Raw genomic sequence first — 20,621 nt, 5'->3', positions numbered from 1 at the left:
GTGCGGGTGTCAGCGCAGATAGAGCCTGACGGTGTCGATCTCGTCGCGGAGCAGGCGCACCTGCTCGACGGTGGGCTCCGCCGTGGTCTGCACGTCCGGTGCCACGGCGAGGTCCCAGCCGGTGTTCTCCCGGACCTGTTCGACGGTGACGCCCGGATGGACGTGCGTGAGCACGAGCTCGCCGTACCTGTCGGTGCGCCGGAGCACGCCGAGCGGGGTGATGACGACGCTCACCCCGTGGCCGGCGGGCTGGATGCCCACCCCGGCCTCGCGGGCGCGGACGGGCGAGGGCGAGGTGACGAAGTCGACCTCGGCGGGGAACGCGGACGGATCGTGGCGCCGGATGATGACGAAGATCTCGCCGGCGTTGGCCATGATGTCCGTCGCTCCGCCCGATCCCGGGAGGCGCACCGACGGTCTGCCCCACTCGCCGATCACCGTGGTGTTGAGCGAGCCGTGCCGGTCGATCTGAGCGGCGCCGAGGAAGCCGACGTCGACATTGCCGCCCTGGAGCACGTAGCCGAACAGTGCCTGCATGTTCACGACCGCCTCGGCGCCGGACACGACGACGGAGTCGGCGATGCCCTCGGCCATCGCCTCCGGGTGGGCGCCGGAGACGCCGGATTCGTAGATCAGCTCGATGTCGCGGTTGATCGTGCGGTGCGCGAGGTCGACGGCGAGCGTGGGCAGGCCGATCCCGGCGAACACCGTGTGCTTGCCGGCGAGCATCTGGGCCGCCGCGCACACGATGAGCTCGGTCTGGGTGTAGTCCGGTGCGGTGGTCATGCCTGCCCTCCGTCTGCGGTGGTGTCCGGGGTGCCGCCTCCGACGTCGGTGCCCGCGGTGCGGGCCGCGGCGTGCTCCCCGGCCGAGGCGGCCGCGAGCTCGGTGCCGAGCAGCCGGCGGCCGTAGTCCACCGACCCCGAGGGCCGGGACCCCACGGCGAGGCCGGCCATCCGCTCGCGTCCGAGGACGTCGAGGTACTCGGCGTGGTCGGCGGTGGACCGCACGTGGGTGTCGAGCCACTCGCGGAGCCGCTGCGGGTCCTTGCTGATGGGCGACCACTCGCGGTAGAAGGCGCAGTCCCGGTCGTAGGAGCCCTGGACGTAGGACGGATGGGCGCCCTGCGGGACGACGCACACGGCATCGACGGCATGGGCGGGGATGAGGGTGCGGTTGGGGTCGGCGCGGATGACCTCGGGCTCGACGATCTCCTCGACGACGACGATCGCGCGCTTCGCGGCGTAGACGGCCTCCTGCTGGACCCCGGTGATCCCCCAGATCTGGGCGTTGCCGGCGGCGTCCGCGCGCTGCGCGTGGATGATCGTCACGTCCGGGTTGAGTGGCGGGACGACGTAGGTGGTGCCGCCGGAGTACGGGTCGGTGACGAGCTTGATGTTCGGGTTGATCGACGGGATGTCGGAGCCGGCGAAGGAGCGGATCGGCATGAACGGCAGGCGCGCGGCCCCGGCGTGGTAGCGGAGCACCATCGCGTGGTGGCTGTACTCCTCGACCTCGAGCGGCTCCGGGTCGTGCTGCTCGAGCCGGCGGCGGACCTCGTAGAGGCTGCCCGCAGAGCCGGAGGCGAAGAACGAGCACACGAGCTTCGAGATGCAGCCCGCGGCGAGCATCATGTCGCAGATGAGGTCTGGGGTCATACGGCAGAAGGTCAGATCGGTGATGCCCTGCCGGATGATCTCGTGGCCCGCGGCGAACGGGATGAGGTGGGAGAAGCCCTCGAGCGCGACGGTGTCGCCGGAATGGACGTGCGCGGCGATCGCGTCGGCGAGGTCGACCACTGTGTCTGTTTTCATGAGCACTTTCGCTGAGGTGTCCGATGGAGGCGCCCGCGATTCCGCGCCGCAGCGCAGGGCAGGACGAGAGCGGTACCGTGAGCTCCAGATTAAGTCATCGCCCGCACGAATACCACCCTCATTCTTCCCGGTTCGTGCAATAATTGGGCAGATCGCCACGGTCGGACCGGACCGGCCGAGGCCCGGCGGGCCGCACGCTCGATCGCCGTCGACCGCGCGTCGCGTCACCGACCATCCTCACACCCCCGAGCACCGCACACAAGGACGGGCAGCCCATGGAGATCCATCAGATTCGCGCATTCCTCGCCGTCGCCGAGGAGCTGCACTTCGGGCGCGCCGCCGACCGCCTCGGCATGGCGCAGCCGCCGCTGAGCCGCACCATCCGCCAGCTCGAGCGCGAGCTCGGCACGGACCTGTTCCGGCGCACCACCCGCTCGGTGAGCCTGTCGCCGGCCGGCGCCGCGCTCGTCGGACCGGCCCGGGCGGTCCTCGAGAGCACGCGCACCGCCCGCGAATCGATCAGGCTCGCCACCCTCGGCGACATCGGCCACGTGCGGTTCGGCTTCGCCGGCGCCTCGTCGAACAAGCTCGTCGCCAAGCTCACCTACGCCTCCCGGCAGCGCAAGCCCGGGATCACCCTCGACCTCGAGTCGACGACCTTCGCCAACGAGGCCCTCACCCGGGTCATCGACGGCAGCCTCGACCTCGCGCTCGTCCGCTGGCAGGCCAAGCCGCCGCGCATCTCCGGGCGACCGGTGATGATGGAGCGCCCGGTGGTCGCGGTGCACACCGATCACGCGTTCGTGGGCCGGAGCTCGATGGACATGGCCGACCTCGCCGAGGAGGACCTCATCCTCCTGCCCGCGGAGTCCGGCGCGAACATGCGCGACCTCATCGACCACTGGTGCTTCCGCGCCGGGTTCACCCCGAACGTCATCCAGGAGGCCCCGGACTCGTGGATCGTCATCGCCCTCGTGTCCGCGGGCCTCGGCATCACCATCACGTACGACTCGGTGGTCGCGAGCTTCAACGACCCCAACCTCGTGACGATCCCGCTCGACGTCGACCACGAGCCGATCAAGGTATACCTCGCCCACCGCGAGGACGACGACAACCCCGCCCTCCACGAGGTGCTCGCCGCCGCGGAGATCGCCCTGCCCACAGTGGGCTGAGGACGCCGGAGCGGGCCGAGCAGGGGATTCGAAGCCGGTCCGGGACCTCGCCTGCCTCGTCGACCTCGACCTGCCGATTCTGCTCGACCCCGCGTCGACCTGCCGCTCGTGCTCGAACCATGGCTCGAATCTCGAGCGCAAACGGCAGTTCGACGGTGAAATGACGCAGAAGCGGCAGGTCGACGGCCACGTTCCCCCTCGCCCCCGGCGCCACTCCCTCGGCCCCTCTGTCGCCGGGGTCGCACCGCGCCGTACGATGGGTTCCGACAGGGTGCGGGCGGCGGAGCCCGGAACCCACAGCGAGGTCCGAGGAGCGCCCATGGGTCCCACACCGACCGGTCAGCTGTCCGAGCGCCATCCGCTCACCGTGGAGATCGCGCGCGAGTTCGCCGTCGGCCCCGTCGAGCTGTGGGCTGCCGTCACCGAATCGAGCCGCACCGCCGCCTGGATCGGGCCATGGTCCGGGGATCCGAAGTCCGGGCGGATCGCGCTGCGCCTCAACGCGGAGGAGGGCGCCCCGGAGCAGACGGCGGACATCACCGACTGCGAGCCGCCGCACCACCTCGGCCTCATCATCGATGCCGGATCCGGACGGCCGTGGCACCTCACGGTCGAGGTCGCATCCGCGGCCGACGGCGCCCGGGTCACCCTCCTCCACCACCTCGACGATGCGGCCACCGCGGAGTTCGCCGGTCCCGGCTGGGAGTTCTATCTCGACCGCCTCGCCGCCGTCGTCACCGGTACCGCGGACCCCGCCGAGATCGAGTTCGAACCCGCCTACGTCCCGGGCATGTGCGCGCACTACCGGGCCCTCGTCCGTTCCGACGGCCGGCCCGAGGACTCCCCCGCACCGGATTGAGGGCCCCGCACCGCCGGCGGGGCGCACCGCCGGCCGATCCCGACACCCGGAACCCGTCACCCGCCCCTCTCGCCCGACCGCACTCCGGGCGGTCGTCGCCGACCCGATTACCCGTCGAAGAAGTATCAATCAAACGCGACTACCCCCTGGACAGGTATAGATAGCGCGTGACACAGTAGACACATACGGTTCACACCCCCGTCATCACCCATCGCCTCCAGGAGGGCACCCATGTCCGAAGACATCGTCATCTGCGAACCCCTGCGCTCCCCCGTCGGCGCCTACGGCGGCCAGTTCAAGGACATCGCCCCGGAAGAGCTCGGCACCCAGGTCGTCAAGGCCCTCATCGAGCGCACCGGCATCGCCCCGGACGTCATCGACGACGTGATCTTCGGGCAGTGCTACCCGCAGATGGAGGCCCCGGCGCTCGGCCGCGTCGTCGCGCTCAACGCCGGCCTGCCCACCACCGTCCCCGGCCGCCAGGTCGACCGCCGCTGCGGCTCCGCGCTGCAGGCAGTGATCGACGGCGTCTCCGCGATCGCCACCGGCGGCGCCGAGGTCGTCATCTCCGGCGGTGCCGAGACCATGAGCCGCGCGGCCTTCTTCAACGAGAACATCCGCTGGGGCATCCGCGGCGGCAACGTCGAGCTCAAGGACAGCCTCGTGCGCGGCCGCCTCACCGCCGGCGGCAAGCACTACCCGGTGCCCGGCGGCATGATCGAGACCGCGGAGAACCTGCGCCGCGAGTACGGGATCTCCCGCCAGGAGCAGGACGAGCTCGCCGTCGAGTCGCACCGCCGCGCCGCGGCCGCCACCGACAACGGGACCTTCGCCGAGGAGATCGTCCCGATCACCATCCCGGCCACCCGCAAGAAGCCCGAGCAGCAGATCACGCTCGACGAGCACATCCGCCCGGACGCCAACCTCGAGTCGCTGTCGAAGCTCAAGCCGATCATGGGCAAGCAGGACTCGGAGGCGACTGTCACCGCCGGCAACGCCTCGGGACAGAACGACGGCGCGGCCGCGACCCTCGTCATGACCCGCTCGAAGGCCGAGGAGCTCGGCCTCAAGCCGCTCGCCCGGTTCGTCAGCTGGGGCGTGGCCGGCGTCGAGCCGAACCGGATGGGCATCGGCCCGGTCCCCGCCGTCGAGAAGGCGCTCGGCCGCGCCGGGCTGTCGCTGTCCGACATCGACCTCATCGAGCTCAACGAGGCCTTCGCCGCCCAGGCGCTCGCCTGCACGCGGGAGTGGAACTTCGGCAAGGCCGACTTCGAGCGCACGAACGTCAACGGCTCGGGCATCTCGCTCGGCCACCCGGTGGGCTGCACCGGCGTGCGCATCCTCACCACCCTCGTGCGCGAGATGGACCGCCGCGGGGCCCGCTACGGCCTCGAGACCATGTGCATCGGCGGCGGCCAGGGCCTAGCCGCGGTGTTCGAGCGGATCGGGGCCTGATGGCTCTCGCGCCGCTTGCCGGGATCACCGTCTTCGAGAACGACTCGTTCGTCGCCGGTCCGTCCTCGTGCCTCGCGCTCGCCCAGCTGGGCGCCGAGGTCATCAAGATCGACCCGCTCCAGGGCGGACCGGACATCGACCGCTGGCCGATCACCCCGGAGGGGCGCTCGATCTACTGGGGCAGCCTCAACCGGAACAAGCGGTCGGTGGCGATCGACCTCCGGAGCGAGAAGGGCCAGGAGCTCGCTCAGGCGCTCATCACCTCGCCGGGTGAGAACGCGGGCGTGTTCGTCGAGAACAACGTCGGCCGCCCGTTCCTGTCCGACGAGGTGCTGCGCGGCAAGCGCGCCGACCTCATCCACGTCAAGGTCCAGGGCTCGGCCGACGGCGGCCCCGGCGTCGACTACACCGTCAACGCCGAGGCCGGCATCCCGCTCATCACCGGTTCGCCGGAGCTGGACGGGCCGACCAACCACGCCCTGCCCGCCTGGGACCTGCTGTGCGGTCAGGCCGCGGCCACTGCGGTGGTCACCGGGCTGCTCCACCGCCGGTCCACCGACGAGGGGCTGTACGAGGAGATCGCGCTCAAGGACATCGCGCTCGCCGCGATCGCGAACCTCGGGTGGTACACCGAGACCCTGCAGCCGGCGGGTGAGAGGGCCAAGCACGGCAACCACATCTTCGGATCGTTCGGCTCGGACTTCGCGACCGCCGACGGCCGGTACGTCATGGTCACCGCGATCACCAAGCGCCAGTGGGGCAACCTCGTCTCGGTCACCGGCCTGACCGACGTCGTCTCCGCCCTCGAGACCGCGCTCGCCACCGACTTCTCCCTCGAGACCAACCGGTACACGTACCGGGAGACCCTCGAAGCCCTCCTCAAGCCGTGGTTCGCCTCCCGCACGGCCGCGCAGATCACCGCCGACCTCGACGGGTCGGGAGTGCTGTGGGCGCCGTATGCCTCGGTCGGCGAAGTGGCGCAGGAGGTGCTCTCCGGGCAGGACGGTCCGGCCGGCCAGGGTGTGCTCCGCACGCTCGAGTCCGACGCGCTCGGCACCATGCTCGTGGGCGCCTCACCCATCCGGGTGAATGGGGAGTACCTCGCCGAGGACACCCCGACGGTCTTCGGGTCCGAGACCGACGCGGTGCTCACCGAGCGCCTCGGCTTGGGATCTGCTGAGATCGGCAGACTCCATGATGAAGGCATCATCGCCAGTTGATAACGTTAGAGAACCATCCCTTTCGAAGGTGCACGTCTTCGCGTTCGAACGGGTGCCAGGTTCTTCAGGAAGGATGAATCTCCACATGCGGATTGTCACTTTTGTCAAGTACGTCCCGGACGCAGCCGGTGACCGCTCGTTCGAGTCGGACAACACCGTCGATCGTTCGGTCGACGGCCTGCTCTCTGAGCTCGACGAGTACGCGGTCGAGGCCGCGCTCAAGATCGCCGAGGACTCCGACGACGCCGAGGTCATCGCCCTCACCGTCGGCCCCGACGACGCCGTCGACGCCGTGCGCAAGGCACTCCAGATGGGTGCGGACTCCGGCGTCCACATCCTCGACGACGCACTCGAGGCCTCCTGCGCCCTCGGCACCTCGAAGGTGCTCGCGGCCGCGGTGAAGAAGGTCGAGGAGGAAGAGGGACCGGTCGATCTCATCATCACCGGCCTCGCCTCCACCGACGGCCAGATGTCGGTCGTGCCGGTGCAGGTCGCCGAGCTCCTCGGACGCCCCGCCGCCACCCAGGCCTCGGCCCTCGAGGTCGACGGCGGCACCGCCAAGATCCGCCGCGACGGCGACACCGCCTCGCAGCACATCGAGGTCTCCCTGCCGGCACTCGTGTCGGTCACCGACCAGATCAACGAGCCGCGCTACCCCTCCTTCAAGGGCATCATGGCCGCGAAGAAGAAGCCGCTCGAGGAGTACGAGCTCGACGAGCTCGGCATCGACGCCTCCGAGGTGGGTGCCGCCGGCGCCACTACCGAGGTCGTCGAGCTGACCGAGCGTCCGCCCCGCTCCGCCGGTGAGATCGTCACCGACGAGGGAGACGGCGGCAACCAGCTCGTCGCATGGCTCGCCTCGAAGAAGCTCGTCTGATCCGCATCCGATACGCAGAGTCACCTCTGTGAGTAAGGGATTGAATACACACCATGTCTGAAGTTCTTGTTCTCGTCGACCATGTGGACGGCGACGTCCGCAAGTCCACCCTCGAAATGCTCACCTTCGCCAAGCGCCTCGGCGAGCCCACCGCGGTCTTCGTCGGCGATGCCGGCAAGGCCGAGGCCGCCGCCTCACAGCTCGGCGAGTACGGCGCGGAGAAGGTGCTCGTCGCCTCGGATCCGGCCTACTCGGAGTTCCTCGTGGCTCCGCAGGCCGAGCTCCTGGCGAACCTCATCGAGACCCGGCAGCCCGCCGGCGTGCTCGTGCCCGCCACCGCCGAGGCCCGTGAGATCGCCGCTCGTGCGGCCGTCCGCACCGGGTCGGGCGTCATCACCGACGCGAGCGACGTCGCCGAAGGCTTCGTCGCCACCCAGTCGGTGTTCGCCGGTTCGTACACCATCGCCGGTCGGGTCACCAAGGGCACCCCGATCATCGCCGTGAAGCCGAACTCGGTGGCCCCCGAGGCCGCCGCCGGCGCCGGTGCGGTCGAGACCGTCGACTTCGCCCCGAGCGATGCCTCGAAGACCGCCCGCGTCGTCTCCGTCGAGGAGAAGCCGCAGTCCGGTCGCCCGCAGCTCAACGAGGCCGCGATCGTGGTCTCCGGCGGCCGCGGCACCGCAGGCGACTTCGCTCCGGTCGAGGCGCTCGCCGACTCCCTCGGCGCCGCCGTGGGTGCGTCCCGCGCGGCCGTCGACGCCGGCTGGTACCCGCACGCGAACCAGGTCGGCCAGACCGGCAAGACCGTGTCGCCGCAGCTCTACGTGGCCGCGGGCATCTCCGGTGCGATCCAGCACCGCGCCGGCATGCAGACCTCGAAGAACATCGTCGCCATCAACAAGGACGACGAGGCACCGATCTTCGAGCTCGCCGACTACGGCGTCGTGGGCGACCTGTTCCAGGTCCTGCCCCAGGCGACCGAGGCGGTCAACGCCCGCAAGTGATGCGCTGAGCTGAGCCCCCGCGGCTCACTCGCCCACATCGCAGAATCCTGCGGTTCCTGAGAACGGAACCGCAGGATTCTGCAGTTTCACGCGGGCGCATGGCGAGTGCACGGGTTGTCTCGCCGCCGCCACCGCTGCGGAGGCGATTCGGGCGGCCGCTGCTGGGCCGTCCCGCTGCCTCTGCTGTGCCGGATCGGGCGGCTGCTGCAAGGCCGGATCGGCCGTGGCCGAGGCCCGGGTTCCGGAGCCCCGACCGCGGCCGCACGCTCAGGACAGCGAGGGCAGGGGGCTCCCGTGGTCGAACGGCACCCGCGCATCGATCGTGCCGTCGTGGCCGATGAGGGTGACCACGCCCTCGGCACCCCGGTCCGGGCCGGCCGCCACCCGCGCACCGGGGACGACGATGCAGTTGCGCAGGCGCACGCCCTGCTCGACGACGGCGCCGTCGAGCAGCACGGAGTCGCGCACCTCGGCGCCGGCCTCGACCCGGCAGTCGATGCCGATCACCGAGTGGACGACCGCACCGTCGACTGCGCTGCCCGCGCTCACCATGGCGCGCGCGACCTCGGCGGTCTCCCCCAGCCGGGCCGGCAGCCGCTGCGGCTGCGCCGACCACAGCCGCCAGTCCTCCCGATCGAGATCGAGCGAGTCGCCGTCGATGAGCTGGAGGTTCGCCGCCCAGTAGGACTGCAGGGTGCCGAGATCCATCCAGTAGCCGCCGAGGTCGTGGGAGACGACGGTGTGATTCTGCAGGAAGTGCGGCAGCAGCTCGTCGCCGTAGTCGGACAGCTGCCCCGTCCGCTCCTGCAGCTCCTCGAGCGCGTCGAAGAGCGCCGGGGCCCGGTAGAGGAAGATCTCGGTCGCGACATAGGAATCCGTCGCGCCTTCGGGCTTGTAGGCGAAGTCGGTGATCCGACGGTCGGAGCCGATCTCGACGACGCCGTAGCGCGACACGTCACCGGCCTGGTGGGTGGTCACCATCGTCAGGTCGGCCTCGTGCTGGAGATGCGTGTCGTAGACGTCGAGGAAGTTGAGGGTGTAGAGGTGGTCGGCGCTGAGCACGAGGACGTGCTCGGGATCGAACGCCCGCATCGCATCGAGCTGCCGGGCGAGCGAATCCGCGTTGCCCTGGGCGAAGCCCTCGCCATTGCCGCCCTCGAACGGCGGAGTGACGACGAGACCGCCGTGCGTCCGGTCGAGATCCCACGGACGACCGTTGTCGATGTAGAGGTTGAGCTTGTGGGGCTGGAACTGCTCGACCATCCACACATCCTTGATGTGGGAGTGGGCGAGGTTGCTCAGGGCGACGTCGATGAGCGTGTACGTGCCCCCGATCGGCAGTGCGGGCTTGGGCTGGTCGTGCGTGAGGCTGTCGAGCCGACTGCCCTTTCCGCCGGCGAGGACGAGTGCGAGGATTCGGGGGATGCGCACGGAGGGGACCGTCCTTCCAGTGGGAACGTACCTTGTCGGAACCTCACCCATCCTAGGGCTCAGGAGAGGCGGACGAGGCGGTTCCGCAGCCGTGAAATCGCCTAGACTTCCACTGTGAGCACCCAGTCGAAGCAGGACCCCCGCCAGGACCCTGCAACCGGACAGCACCCGGAGCGCGGCGCAGCGGACCGGAAGCGGGATGCCGGTTCCCGCGCAGGGACCGGCAGCACCGCCGAGCCCGCACCGCACAAGCTGACGAAGGCCTCGTGGAAGTATGCCTGGTCGCGCACCGTGCACCAGTACAAGCACAACCGCCGGCATCACACTGCAGCGACGCTGTCCTTCTACTTCATGCTGGCCCTGATCCCGGCGATCGTCGCGATCCTCTCGATCCTCAACGTCTTCGGCGAGGGCGAGCAGACCGTCACCCGGGTCATGGACTGGCTCTCCCAGGCGTCGGGCGAGGGGAACGTGCAGCAGCTCGAGCAGCCGCTCCTCGACCTGGCGCAGTCGCCCGCCGGCGGTGCCGCGTTCGGCATCGGCATCCTCGCCGCTCTGTGGTCGGCGAGCAAGTTCGTCCGCGCCTTCGGTGCGGCCGTCAACGACGTCTACAACATGGCCGAGGGCCGGTCGACGTGGGTGCGCTTCCTCCAGACCTATCTCGTCACCATCGTCGCGATCATCCTCGTCGTCGCGATCCTTCTGTGCCTGCTCGGCTCCACCGCACTGCTCGAACCGTTCGGGCTCGACGAGACCTTCGCGGCGGTGTGGCCATGGGTCCGCTTCCCCCTCGCGATCGTCCTCACCCTGCTCCTCATCACCCTCCTCTACGCGGGCACGAGCAACGTCCGCCGCGCGAAGTTCGCCCTGTCCACGATCGGCGCCGCCGTCGCTCTCGTCGCGTGGATCGTCCTCACCGGGGGCCTGTACCTCTACGCCGTCGTGTTCGGCGGGTTCGACTCGACGTACGGGGCCTTCGCCGGCGTGCTGATCTTCCTCTTCTGGCTGTGGCTGACGAACATGGCGCTCCTGTTCGGAGCCGAGTTCGACTCCGAGATCGAGAGGGCCCGACAGCTGCAGGCGGGCGTCCTCGCCGAGGACACCATCCAGCTCCCGCCCCGCTCGACGAAGAAGATCGTCGACGACGCCCAGGTGCATGCGCGCTTCCAGCGCAAGGGGCGCGCCCTGCGCGAGTCACGGGGCGCCTCCGACGGGGACGAGCATTCGCTGCCGGTATAGACTGGCGGGGAACCGGCAAGCGCATTCGCGCTCGATCGCGCGGAAGCAAGGGCGCTTGCCGTGGAATCGATGCGCCGAACGCGGCGCTGATCCCAGGGAGGGACAATGAAGAAGCGACTCATCCTGCTCACGGGCGTGGGCATCGGGTTCGTTCTCGGCTCGCGCGCCGGTCGCCAGAGCTACGAGAAGCTCAAGGCCCAGGTCGAGGAATGGTGGCAGGACCCGCGCGTCCAGGACTCCGTGACCAAGGCGACCGACACGGTCAAGGAGCAGGCTCCGATCGTGGCCGAGCGCGTCAAGGAGAAGGCTCCCGAGGTCGCCGGCCGCGTGCAGTCGGCCGCAGGTTCGGCCGTCGGCGCCGTGCAGGGCAAGGTCGAGGACGTCAAGACCAACCGGGAGCAGAAGAAGGCGGAGAAGTCCGCCGCCGCCGACTCCCAGGATCTCGACGCGAAGAAGGACGCCGAGGCGAAGGCCGCCACCGCTGCCACGCCGGCCGGCGGCAGCGTCGCGGATCCGTCGACCGGCGCCCAACAGGACACCGGGGTCGCCGCCGGAGCGGGCACCACCGCCGGCAGCGGCGTCACCACCCCGTCGGACAAGGCCACCGGCAAGGCGAGCGCCCCCGGGACGTCGACGGGAACCTCCTCGGACGCCGTCATCCTCGACGACACGATCTCCGACCCCTCGACCCCGCTCGAGGCCGAGGGTCCCACGACCCGCAACGAGAACTGACCGGTTCGCGCACAGCGCAGACCACGACGAGGCCCCGCCACCATCCGGTGCGCGGGGCCTCGCGCTGTGTGCACGCACTCCGTCCCGGCTCCGAAACCGGACATCGGGGCTTCCAGCCCAGGGCCCAAAGTTCCAGCTGGGAGCCCGGAAGCCGGAGCTGCCGACGGGCGCGGCTCAGAGCAGGGAGCTCGTCAGACGGCAGACGTTCTCGAGGTACTTCCGTCCGATCGACCGCTGCCGCCACGCCTCGACGTCGAGCTCGACGGAGTTCGCACGGTAGTCCTCGATCTCGAGCGCGTACATCCGGTCGGTGAACTCCTCGTCGACGATGAACAGCGTGACCTCCATGTTCATCGCGAAGGACCGCTCGTCCATATTCGAGGAGCCGATGAGCGTGACCTCGTCGTCGACGAGGAGGAACTTCGAGTGGAGCACCGTGGGCTCGTGGTACTGGAAGATCCGCACCCCCGCGTCGACGAGTTCGTCGTAGTACGACTCCTGCGCCTTCTGCGTGATCGCGTGGTCGCTCGTCGCGCCCACATAGAGGCGGACGTCGACCCCGGACAGCGACTCGGTGACGAGCGCGTGCATGAGGGATTCGTCGGGGACGAAGTACGGCGAGCACACGACGACGGTGTGGTTCGCGTTGTAGATGAGATGGTTGAACAGCCGCAGGTTGTTCTCGAGCTCGAACCCCGGCCCGCTCGGCACGACCTGCGCCATGATCCCGGTGTCGTAGGGGGATTCGACCTCGGAGTCGAACTCCTCGGTGAGCATGACCCCGGTCTCGGAGTACCAGTCCGAGGCGAACACCGCGTTGAGCTCCGCCACGACCGGCCCGGTGCACCGCACGGAGAGATCCTTCCACTCGAAGCCCTTCCGCAGGTTCGAGCGCTTGTTGTAGGTGCGGTGGATGACGTTCTGCGAGCCGGTGTAGGCCACGGCGCCGTCGACCACGAGGATCTTGCGGTGGTTGCGGAGGTCGGGCCTCTGGTACTCGAGCTTCCAGGGACGGATCGGCAGGCAGCGGCGCCAGCTCACCCCGGAGGCATTGAACATCTTGACGAGCTCCGCGTAGCCCGGATAGCCCAGCGAGCCGATGTGGTCGATGAGGATCCGGACCTTGACCCCGCGGGCGTGCGCCGCGAGGAGCGAGTCGAGGAGGGGCCGGGTCGCATCGTCGATCGCGACGATGTAGAACTCGAAGTGGACGTAGTCCGTGGCCTTGTCGACCTCGGCGGCCATGTCGAGCATGCACTGGTGGTTGTCCGGCTCGAGCGTGAAATCGTTGCCGTGCGTCATGGGAAGCGCGCCGAGCCGGTAGTTGAGCTGGGCGGAGGTCACGAGCTCCTCGCTCAGGTGGTCGTCACGCCCGAGGATCGCCTTCTCGTCGGACCGCTGCCGGATGATCTCATTGACCTCCCGCTGCTGGGCACGTCGGCTCTGCGGCAGCTTCGACGAGCCGAACAGGAGGAACGCGAGGATGCCGACGTAGGGGATGAGGAAGATCGCGAGCAGCCAGCCGAGGGCCACCGAGGGCTTCCGGCGGTACGGCACCCAGCCGAGCGCGACGATCCGGATGATGCCGTCGATGATGACGAGGACCGCGAGGACCCAGGTGGGCCATTGCGCGTCGACGGGGAAGAAGATGAAGGATTCCACAGGCTGTTCGTTCCTCAGGGTGCTCCGGTGGGGTTCCCACATCCTACTCCCGCGCCGCCCGGCACCCGCGCCGGCGACCGGAGAGCGGAACCACGGGAGCGCGCCCCGGTTCCCGGCCGGAACGCCGTCGACCCGGCGCTGGTGCTCGGAGTCCGGTGCGGTTCTCGAGCACGAGTGCCAGGTCGACGTGCGGAGCTCCGTGGCGGGGGCCGGGTGCGGTGCCCCGCGGCAGGAGCCGGGAGATCAGATGTGGCGGCCGCCGGCGATCTCGAGGACGGTGCCCGACATGTACGACGACATGTCCGAGGCGAGGAACAGCACGACCGAGGCGACCTCGCTCGGCTCGCCCGGGCGTCCCATCGGGATCTCGGCGAGCTTGGAGTCGATGACGTGCTGCGGCATCGCCGCGGTCATCGCGGTGTTGATGAAGCCGGGCTGGATCGCGTTGACGCGGACGTTCTTGAAGCCGACCTCCTTGGTCGCGGCCTTCGTCATGCCGACGATCCCGGCCTTGGCGGCCGAGTAGTTGGTCTGTCCGAGCATGCCGACCTTGCCGGAGATCGACGACACGTTGATGATCGAGCCGCCCTTGTCCTGGTCGCGCATGATGCCCGAGGCGGTCTTGAGCCCGTTCCAGGTGCCGCGCAGGTGGACGGCGATGACCTGGTCGAACTGCTCCTCGGTCATCTTGCGCATGGTCGCGTCGCGGGTGATGCCGGCGTTGTTGACCATGACGTCGAGGGAGCCGAACTTCTCCGTGGCGAGCGCGCAGAGCGCCTCGACCTCGCCGAGGTCGACGACGTTGCAGGCCTGGCCCACGGCGCGGTCGCCCACGCCGAGCTTCTCGGCGGCGGCGGTGACCGCCTCGGCGTTGAGATCGCCGAGGACGACGTTGGCGCCCTCGGCCACGAACGTCTCGGCGATGGCGTAGCCCAGTCCCTGAGCGGCGCCGGTGATGACGGCGGTGCGGCCTTCGAGCAGACCCATGATGTACTCCTTCGATCGGTGGTGCGGAAGCGGGTGCGGTGAGTGCGGTGGTGGTGCGGACGGGTGACGGACGGATTGCGGGAGGGAGCGGGGCCGGGCGCGTGCTCGGCCCCGCATTCCTCAGCGCCCGGTGAACTCCGGTGGGCGCTTCTCGAAGAAGGCGGTCTTGCCCTCGAGGAAGTCCGCGGTGAAGAACAGCTCGCGCTGCCCGGCGGCCTCGGCGGCGAGCGCCCCGTCGAGGCTCGGGGCGCCTGCGGACAGGGCCTCCTTGATCGCGCGGATCGGTCCTGGCGCCCGCGCGCCCATGCGGGAGGCGATCGTCAGGGCCGCGTCGAGCGCCTGCCCGTCCTCGACGAGCTCGTCGACGAGGCCGAAGCCCGCTCCGGCCTCGGCGCCGACGGGATCGCCGGCGAGCATGAGCCGCCGTGCTCGAGCGAGTCCGACCCGGGCCGGGAGCAGCGAGAGCAGCCCCCCGTCGGGCACGATGCCGAGCCGGGTGAACGGCAGCAGGAACTGCGCGCTGCGCCCGGCGACGATGACGTCGCACGCGCACGCGAGCCCCACGGAGGCTCCCGCGGCGGCCTTCTCGACCGCGGCGACGGTGACGACGGGCAGACCGCTGACGAGGCGGATGAACTCCGCGACGGCGGCCATCCGCGCATCGGACACCTCCGGGCTCTCCGGCGGCATCGAGGCGAGGTCGCCCCCGGCGGAGAAGACCCCGTCCGCTCCGGTGAAGACCACCGCGCGCACACCGTCCGGCAGCGGCGACAGCGCGTCGACGATCTCGGCCCGCATGTCAACGCTCAGGGGGTTGCGGCGCGCCGGCTCGTCGAAGGTGATCGTGAGGATCCCTGCGCTCAGGTCGGTGCGGACGAGGCCCATGCTCAGCGGCCTTCCTTGTGCGCGTCCTTGAGGAGCTGGCGCGCGATGACGAGCTTCTGGATCTCCGAGGTGCCCTCGTAGATCCGGAACAGGCGCGCATGGCGGTAGAAGCGCTCGACCGAGGTCTCGCGCATGTAGCCCATGCCGCCGAACACCTGGACGCCGCGGTCGGCGACGCGACCGAGCATCTCGGAGGCGAAGAGCTTGCAGGAGCTCGGACCGATCTTCTTGTCCGTGCCCTCGTCCCAGCGGCGAGCGGCGGCGAGCACCATCTCGCGGGCGGCGGACAGCTCGGCGTAGGACTCGGCGAGGAGCGCCTGGACGAGCTGGAACTCGCCGATCGCGCTGCCGCCCTGCTTGGCGACCTTGGCGTGCTCGATCGAGTCGTCGAGGATCCGAGTGGCCTGGCCGACGCACATCGCGGCGATATGGAGGCGCCCCTTGTTGAGGGAGGCCATCGCGGCCTTGAAGCCGACCTCCTCCTCACCGCCGACGAGGTACTTCGAGGGCACGCGGACGTCATCGAAGAAGATCTCGGAGGTCCAGGCGCCAGCCTGACCCATCTTCTTGTCGTGCGGGCCCACCGTGACGCCGGGGGCGTCGGTGGGGACGAGGAACACTGAGATCCCCTTGGTGCCCTTGGCCTCCGGGTTGGTGCGCGCGAAGACCATGAGGACGTTCGACAGCGCGGCATTGGTGATGAAGCGCTTGGCGCCGTTGATGACGTAGTCGTCGCCGTCCTTGACCGCCTTGGTGGTGAGGCCCGACGGGTCGGAGCCGGCGTCGGGCTCGGTGAGCGCGAAGGAGGCGACGACCTCGCCCGAGGCGATCTTCGGCAGCCATTCCTGCTTCTGCTCATCGGTGCCGTAGTTGACGAGCACCTGGCCGGCGATGCCGTTGTTCGTGCCGAACAGCGACCGGAAGGACGGGGTGGTGTAGCCGAGCTCGAACGAGAGCTTGGCGTCCTGGTAGGCGTTGAGGCCGAGCCCGCCGAACTCCTCGGGGATGGCCCAGCCGAAGAGTCCCATCTCGGCCGCGGCGTCGCGGATCTCCTTCGGGATCTCGTCGGTGTCCTCGATCTCGAGTTCGCGGGGGATGACGCGCTCGCGGACGAACTCGCGGACGGTGGACAGGATGTGCTTGAGATCGGAATCGTCCATGATCTGCCTTCTTTCGGGACGGGGCGGCACGCAGGGCGCCGTTCATGGGGTGGTTCGGCGGAGCGGAGAGAGCGCAGTGCCGCGCCGGCCGGTGCGGGACCGGCAGGCGCGGCGGCGGATCAGTCGTCCTCGATCATCAGGGTGACGGCCTCGGCGATGCACGCCGGACGGTCGGAGCCCTCGATCTCGATGACGTGATCCATGACGACCTGGATGCCGGAGCTCTTGCGGGCGATCTCCTTGAGGGAGACGACATCGCGGACCTTGGATCCGGCAGGCACCGGCTTGGGGAAGCGGACCTTGTTGAGTCCGTAGTTGATCTTCATCTTCATGCCGGAGACGTTCATCACCTCGGCGCCGAGCAGCGGCAGGAGGGAGAGGGTGAGGAACCCGTGGGCGATCGTGCTGCCGAACGGCCCGTCCTTGGCCTTCTCCTCATCGATGTGGATCCACTGGTGGTCGCCGGTGGCGTCGGCGAACTTGTTGATCCGGTCCTGGTCGACGGTGACCCAGTCGCTGGCCCCGAGCTCCTGCCCGATGTGCTTCTCGAGCTCTGCGATTCCCTGGAATTCTCGCACCATTGCGCGTCTCCTTGTCTGTGCGGCGGGAGTCCGAGCGGGGGCTGGCCCCGATCCGATTCTTACCTGAAAGCGCATCAATCGGGCCGGACTCATTGTGTTTTCTGCAACAGTCTAACCGGCTAGAGTGAACTTCGGTAGTACACCACCGGACTTCTTCGAAGGACTTCGCATGTCGAACACCGGCCAGTCGACCCCCGCCGCACCCGCGCGGCTCGACACCGCACAGGCCCTCCTGTTCGTGCCGGCGGCGCGGCCGGACCGCTTCGACAAAGCGCGGGCTTCGGGCGCGCATGCCATCATCATCGACCTCGAGGACGCCGTCGCACCCGAGGACAAGGCGAGCGCGCGCGACGCCGTGGGAGCCTGGCTCACCGCCGGCGACTGGCGGGACACCGCAGATCGCACCGCGGTCGTCGTGCGGATCAACGCCGCGGACACGGACTGGTTCCATCCCGACGTCGAGGCCCTCGCCGATGCCGCCGCACGCCTGAGCGCGGATTCCGACGGCCGCACGGGCCATTACGCCAGCTGCCCGTTCGGGATCATGATCCCCAAGTGCGAGTCCGAGGAGCCGGTGCACGAGATCCGCCAGCAGTTCACCCAGCACGGAGTCGCCGCACCGTACACGATCGGGCTCCTCGAGACCCCGCGCGGCATCGTCGCCGCGGAATCCCTCGCCCGGGCCCGCTCGGTGCACCGGTTCGCGTTCGGCAACTACGACCTCGGGCTCGAGCTCGATGCCCTCGTCGGCGCGGAGGAGACCGAGCTCCTGTTCGCCCGCTCCCGCGTCGTCATGGCCGCTCGCGCCTTCGGCATGCCGGGCCCCATCGACGGTCCGTGCGCCGACTTCTCCACCGAGGGGGCAACCGAGGCCTCAGCCGCGCGCGGTCGCGCGCTCGGCTTCGCGGGGAAGCTCGCGATCCACCCCCGGCAGCTCGCCGCGATCGACGCCGAGTTCGGCGACCCGGACGAGGACGTCGCCTGGGCCAGGCGCGTGGTCGCCGCTGCGGAGGACGCCGGCGGTGCCGCGGTCAACGTCGACGGCGCGATGGTCGACGCCCCGGTGCTCAAGCGCGCACAGCGGATCGTCGCCCGGTCCGGCCGCTGAGGCCCGAGCTCGGTCGTCGCCGCCAGGCCCCTCTCGCCGAAGCCCGTCCCGGAAGCTGAAGCGCGGCGCCGGACGGGACCGCGCTCGCCGTGGTCGTCGCGTGCCCGGGGCCCTCACCTGCCCGGATGACGGACCCGCGGCGTGACCTGGATCACCGCGCGAGTACAGTACGGATGGAGACCACCGGTCCGAGGGGGCTGCACCGAAGCAGTCCGCCGCGCCGGACCGGCAGAGCCGAAGGTGGAAGCATGGTGCGGGACCTGCACGACGAAGGACACGATCGATCCGACCGCGTGGGCACATCGCTCGCGAGCAACATCGCACCCCCCGGGGTGGAGATGCCGGTGAAGCCCGCAGTGAGCGTCATCGTCGGGCGCGACACCGCCGACGGCCTCGAGGTCTTCGTCCAGCACCGGGTCACCACCATGGATTTCGCCGCCGGCGTCCTCGTGTACCCCGGCGGGCGCGTCGACCCCCAGGACCACGAGATGGGTGCGGCGCTCGAGCTGCCGTCCGATATCCTCGACTCCCACGTCCGCGCCTGGTCGAAGACCGAGCTCGGCGGCGACCCGGAGTTCGCCAAGGCGCTCATCGCCACCGCACAGCGCGAGGTCGGCGAGGAGGCGGGCGCGACGATCGCGGCGACCGCGCTCAAGCCCTGGGCCAACTGGATCACCCCGCCCGGGCGCACCCGCCGCTTCGACACGTACTTCTACGTCGCCCGGGGTGAGGAGATCGGTGACCTGCGCCATCAGACGACCGAGGCCACGAACTCCGAATGGATGAACGTCGAGCACATCCTCGCCGAGGAGGCCGCCGAGCGCCTCAAGCTCATGCGCCCCACCCTCGTCCTCCTCAACGAGGTGCACCGCTTCGGTTCGGTCGAGGCGCTCATGTCCGCCGAGCGCGACATCGAGCCGGTGCGTCCGTTCGCACCGGGCAAGCACGGCTGACCGAGAGCCGTAGGTGTGGTGCGCGCGCGGATGGGGCAGACCCGCGCCGCGCGGTGGGGCCCAGCGGGCCTGATGGTCTCGGCGCCGGGCGGCCGACCGGATACACTGAGTGAGACCTGCGTCACGCTGCACGAAAGGGTCGCCGGTGAACCCGCCCCCGCCCCCGCCCCACGATCATTCCTCCGCCGATTCCGCGCCGCCGCATTCCGCTGACTCTCTCAGGCGCTCGGCGCCGCGTGCCTTCATGCGCCCGGAATCGGCGTCCCCGGCCGCGTCGCCGGGCGGGCCGGTGGACATCGGCACTCTGTGGGAGGCCGCGGTCCGCGACCGCGACCGTTCCCCGTTCCTCACCTTCATCACCCGCCCCGGCGACTCGAACACGTGGTCGTACCGGCAGTTCGGCCAGCTCGTCCGGCTCACCGCGGACCGTCTCCGCGCGGCGGGTGCCGCACCGGGACGCACGGTCCACCTCGACCTGCACAACTCCCCGGCCTTCATCATGTGCTGGCTCGCGTGCGCCTCGCTCGGTGCCGTCGCTGTGGGCTGCGAACCCGAGGCCGAGGTGCCGGAGCTCGTCGACCAGCTCGACCGCACCCGGCCGGTTCTCGGTGTGGTCGGTCTCGATCGGCGCTGGACGTACCGCAACGCGGTGAGCCGCTCAACGGTCCCCGAGCTCACCGTCATCGAACTCACGGAGGACGAGCCTGACACCCTGGCAGGTTCGCCGCTGCTCGGCGGAACGGCCCCCACCACCGCGGCGGAGGGTCCGGGAGCAGGTGCCGGCTCACATGAGATGCCGCCGGACGCGCTGTGCGCCTTCTTCACCTCCCCGGCCCATGCCGCGCTTCCCGCCGCGGCGCCGCCGCCGAACAGTCCTACGGCCGCCCCTCCCCCGGCACGGTCGGACGGGAGGGTGCTCACCCACGCGGCCTGCGCGGCGATCGCGCGTGAGCACGCGACGACGCACGGTCTCGATCCGAACAGCCGGTGGTTCATCACGGGAGACCTCCACGATCCCGCGACGCTGGCCGCGGAACTCACCGCAGTGATCACTGCGGGCGCCGCCGCGATCCTCGCCGCACGGTTCTCACCCGACACCTGGATCGATCAGACCGAACGGTTCGGAGCCACCCACACCCGATTCTCGGCGGGCCGGCTGAGCGCCCTCGTCGATGCGACGGCACGCGGGGGCGCTCCGGCACGCGGCGCTGAACCCGCCCGCCGGGACGACGATCCGGAGCGCGGTGACGCGGGCGCGGGCACCGCGGGTCTCGTGACCGATGTACCGCGCGCGAGCACTCTCGAGTCCGTCATCGTCGGCCCCGGTGCGGCCGACGCGGCGTTCGACCGGTTCGCGAAGCTCACCGGAGTGCGGCCCGTCGTCGCGAGCGGCACCGTCATCGCGGCAGCGGGCCTCCTTGCCCTGTCGTCGTCCTCAGAGGACATCCCCGCAAACGCGGGCACCCCAGTCTGAGACGCTCG

The 20,621-nt window shown here is 70.0% G+C and carries 19 protein-coding genes; 11 read left to right on the top strand and 8 right to left on the bottom strand.

Annotated elements, in window-relative coordinates; genetic code table 11:
* Positions 1-9: 9 nt before the first annotated feature.
* Together C1A17_RS11395 and C1A17_RS11390 are read right to left on the bottom strand one after the other, a co-directional pair.
* Positions 10-786: a CoA-transferase subunit beta gene (locus C1A17_RS11395; protein WP_101653084.1), complete on the bottom strand. Its 777-nt coding sequence runs from the start codon at positions 784-786 to the stop codon at positions 10-12.
* Positions 783-1,814, bottom strand: a complete 1,032-nt coding sequence (locus tag C1A17_RS11390) for a CoA transferase subunit A (RefSeq protein ID WP_101653083.1) — start codon at positions 1,812-1,814, stop codon at positions 783-785. Before C1A17_RS11390 ends, C1A17_RS11395 begins: the two co-directional genes overlap by 4 nt.
* Positions 1,815-2,089: 275 nt before the next feature.
* On the opposite strand from C1A17_RS11390, the gene C1A17_RS11385 reads away from it, so the two are divergent.
* The 6 genes from C1A17_RS11385 to C1A17_RS11360 all read left to right on the top strand — a co-directional run bounded on the left by C1A17_RS11385 (position 2,090) and on the right by C1A17_RS11360 (position 8,401).
* On the top strand, positions 2,090-2,986 hold the full coding sequence (locus C1A17_RS11385; protein ID WP_101653082.1) for a LysR family transcriptional regulator: 897 nt from the start codon (positions 2,090-2,092) through the stop codon (positions 2,984-2,986).
* 319 nt (positions 2,987-3,305) lie between these two features.
* Entirely contained in the window at positions 3,306-3,845 is a 540-nt protein-coding gene (locus tag C1A17_RS11380) for an SRPBCC domain-containing protein (RefSeq protein ID WP_180953315.1), read from the top strand.
* A 231-nt stretch (positions 3,846-4,076) separates the two neighbouring features.
* On the top strand, positions 4,077-5,300 hold the full coding sequence (locus C1A17_RS11375; protein WP_101653080.1) for an acetyl-CoA C-acetyltransferase: 1,224 nt from the start codon (positions 4,077-4,079) through the stop codon (positions 5,298-5,300).
* Complete coding sequence (locus C1A17_RS11370) at positions 5,300-6,520, top strand: CoA transferase (protein WP_180953314.1); 1,221 nt, start codon at positions 5,300-5,302, stop codon at positions 6,518-6,520. Before C1A17_RS11375 ends, C1A17_RS11370 begins: the two co-directional genes overlap by 1 nt.
* 85 nt (positions 6,521-6,605) lie before the next feature.
* Positions 6,606-7,397: an electron transfer flavoprotein subunit beta/FixA family protein gene (locus C1A17_RS11365; RefSeq protein WP_101653665.1), complete on the top strand. Its 792-nt coding sequence runs from the start codon at positions 6,606-6,608 to the stop codon at positions 7,395-7,397.
* A gap of 53 nt (positions 7,398-7,450) precedes the next feature.
* Positions 7,451-8,401, top strand: coding sequence for an electron transfer flavoprotein subunit alpha/FixB family protein (locus C1A17_RS11360; protein WP_101653079.1), 951 nt, complete (start codon positions 7,451-7,453; stop codon positions 8,399-8,401).
* A gap of 267 nt (positions 8,402-8,668) precedes the next feature.
* Here the strand turns inward: C1A17_RS11360 and C1A17_RS11355 are convergent, their stop codons facing one another.
* Positions 8,669-9,832, bottom strand: coding sequence for a glucose-1-phosphate adenylyltransferase family protein (locus C1A17_RS11355; protein WP_101653078.1), 1,164 nt, complete (start codon positions 9,830-9,832; stop codon positions 8,669-8,671).
* A gap of 114 nt (positions 9,833-9,946) precedes the next feature.
* Between C1A17_RS11355 and C1A17_RS11350 the strand changes: the two genes are divergently transcribed.
* Both C1A17_RS11350 and C1A17_RS11345 read left to right on the top strand, forming a co-directional pair.
* Positions 9,947-11,071, top strand: coding sequence for a YihY/virulence factor BrkB family protein (locus tag C1A17_RS11350; RefSeq protein WP_101653077.1), 1,125 nt, complete (start codon positions 9,947-9,949; stop codon positions 11,069-11,071).
* Positions 11,072-11,176: 105 nt separating this feature from the next.
* The gene (locus tag C1A17_RS11345; RefSeq protein ID WP_101653076.1) at positions 11,177-11,803 is read left to right on the top strand and encodes a hypothetical protein; all 627 of its coding nucleotides are present in this window, start codon (positions 11,177-11,179) and stop codon (positions 11,801-11,803) included.
* Between the two features lie 174 nt (positions 11,804-11,977).
* Here the strand turns inward: C1A17_RS11345 and cls are convergent, their stop codons facing one another.
* The 5 genes from cls to C1A17_RS11320 form a co-directional block, all read right to left on the bottom strand.
* Entirely contained in the window at positions 11,978-13,507 is a 1,530-nt protein-coding gene (cls, locus tag C1A17_RS11340; RefSeq protein ID WP_101653075.1) for a cardiolipin synthase, read from the bottom strand.
* 201 nt (positions 13,508-13,708) lie between these two features.
* The gene (gene fabG / locus C1A17_RS11335; RefSeq protein WP_101653074.1) at positions 13,709-14,452 is read right to left on the bottom strand and encodes a 3-oxoacyl-ACP reductase FabG; all 744 of its coding nucleotides are present in this window, start codon (positions 14,450-14,452) and stop codon (positions 13,709-13,711) included.
* Positions 14,453-14,572: 120 nt separating this feature from the next.
* A complete protein-coding gene (locus tag C1A17_RS11330) occupies positions 14,573-15,337 on the bottom strand; it encodes an enoyl-CoA hydratase-related protein (RefSeq protein WP_101653073.1) in 765 nt (254 codons plus the stop codon).
* A gap of 2 nt (positions 15,338-15,339) precedes the next feature.
* Entirely contained in the window at positions 15,340-16,497 is a 1,158-nt protein-coding gene (locus C1A17_RS11325) for an acyl-CoA dehydrogenase family protein (protein ID WP_101653072.1), read from the bottom strand.
* A gap of 119 nt (positions 16,498-16,616) precedes the next feature.
* Positions 16,617-17,078: a MaoC family dehydratase gene (locus C1A17_RS11320; protein WP_425427304.1), complete on the bottom strand. Its 462-nt coding sequence runs from the start codon at positions 17,076-17,078 to the stop codon at positions 16,617-16,619.
* A gap of 169 nt (positions 17,079-17,247) precedes the next feature.
* Between C1A17_RS11320 and C1A17_RS11315 the strand changes: the two genes are divergently transcribed.
* From C1A17_RS11315 to C1A17_RS11305, 3 genes are all read left to right on the top strand, one after another.
* Entirely contained in the window at positions 17,248-18,186 is a 939-nt protein-coding gene (locus C1A17_RS11315; protein WP_101653071.1) for an HpcH/HpaI aldolase/citrate lyase family protein, read from the top strand.
* A gap of 248 nt (positions 18,187-18,434) precedes the next feature.
* Complete coding sequence (locus C1A17_RS11310; protein ID WP_101653070.1) at positions 18,435-19,139, top strand: NUDIX hydrolase; 705 nt, start codon at positions 18,435-18,437, stop codon at positions 19,137-19,139.
* A gap of 289 nt (positions 19,140-19,428) precedes the next feature.
* Positions 19,429-20,613: an AMP-binding protein gene (locus tag C1A17_RS11305; protein ID WP_180953313.1), complete on the top strand. Its 1,185-nt coding sequence runs from the start codon at positions 19,429-19,431 to the stop codon at positions 20,611-20,613.
* Positions 20,614-20,621: the final 8 nt, after the last annotated feature.

It is taken from the genome of Brevibacterium ihuae (assembly GCF_900184225.1).
In the GTDB taxonomy this organism is placed as follows: Bacteria; Actinomycetota; Actinomycetes; order Actinomycetales; family Brevibacteriaceae; genus Brevibacterium; species Brevibacterium ihuae.
Note: the sequence above shows the minus strand (reverse complement) of the source record. Positions and strands in the feature narration are given on the sequence as shown.

Coding starts and splice junctions, on each gene's coding strand:
- C1A17_RS11395 (WP_101653084.1), bottom strand. CDS start 786: ATGACCACCGCACCGGACTACACCCAGACCGAGCTCATCGTGTGCGCG.
- C1A17_RS11390 (WP_101653083.1), bottom strand. CDS start 1,814: ATGAAAACAGACACAGTGGTCGACCTCGCCGACGCGATCGCCGCGCAC.
- C1A17_RS11385 (WP_101653082.1), top strand. CDS start 2,090: ATGGAGATCCATCAGATTCGCGCATTCCTCGCCGTCGCCGAGGAGCTG.
- C1A17_RS11380 (WP_180953315.1), top strand. CDS start 3,306: ATGGGTCCCACACCGACCGGTCAGCTGTCCGAGCGCCATCCGCTCACC.
- C1A17_RS11375 (WP_101653080.1), top strand. CDS start 4,077: ATGTCCGAAGACATCGTCATCTGCGAACCCCTGCGCTCCCCCGTCGGC.
- C1A17_RS11370 (WP_180953314.1), top strand. CDS start 5,300: ATGGCTCTCGCGCCGCTTGCCGGGATCACCGTCTTCGAGAACGACTCG.
- C1A17_RS11365 (WP_101653665.1), top strand. CDS start 6,606: ATGCGGATTGTCACTTTTGTCAAGTACGTCCCGGACGCAGCCGGTGAC.
- C1A17_RS11360 (WP_101653079.1), top strand. CDS start 7,451: ATGTCTGAAGTTCTTGTTCTCGTCGACCATGTGGACGGCGACGTCCGC.
- C1A17_RS11345 (WP_101653076.1), top strand. CDS start 11,177: ATGAAGAAGCGACTCATCCTGCTCACGGGCGTGGGCATCGGGTTCGTT.
- cls (WP_101653075.1), bottom strand. CDS start 13,507: ATGTGGGAACCCCACCGGAGCACCCTGAGGAACGAACAGCCTGTGGAA.
- fabG (WP_101653074.1), bottom strand. CDS start 14,452: ATGGGTCTGCTCGAAGGCCGCACCGCCGTCATCACCGGCGCCGCTCAG.
- C1A17_RS11330 (WP_101653073.1), bottom strand. CDS start 15,337: ATGGGCCTCGTCCGCACCGACCTGAGCGCAGGGATCCTCACGATCACC.
- C1A17_RS11325 (WP_101653072.1), bottom strand. CDS start 16,497: ATGGACGATTCCGATCTCAAGCACATCCTGTCCACCGTCCGCGAGTTC.
- C1A17_RS11320 (WP_425427304.1), bottom strand. CDS start 17,078: ATGGTGCGAGAATTCCAGGGAATCGCAGAGCTCGAGAAGCACATCGGG.
- C1A17_RS11315 (WP_101653071.1), top strand. CDS start 17,248: ATGTCGAACACCGGCCAGTCGACCCCCGCCGCACCCGCGCGGCTCGAC.
- C1A17_RS11310 (WP_101653070.1), top strand. CDS start 18,435: ATGGTGCGGGACCTGCACGACGAAGGACACGATCGATCCGACCGCGTG.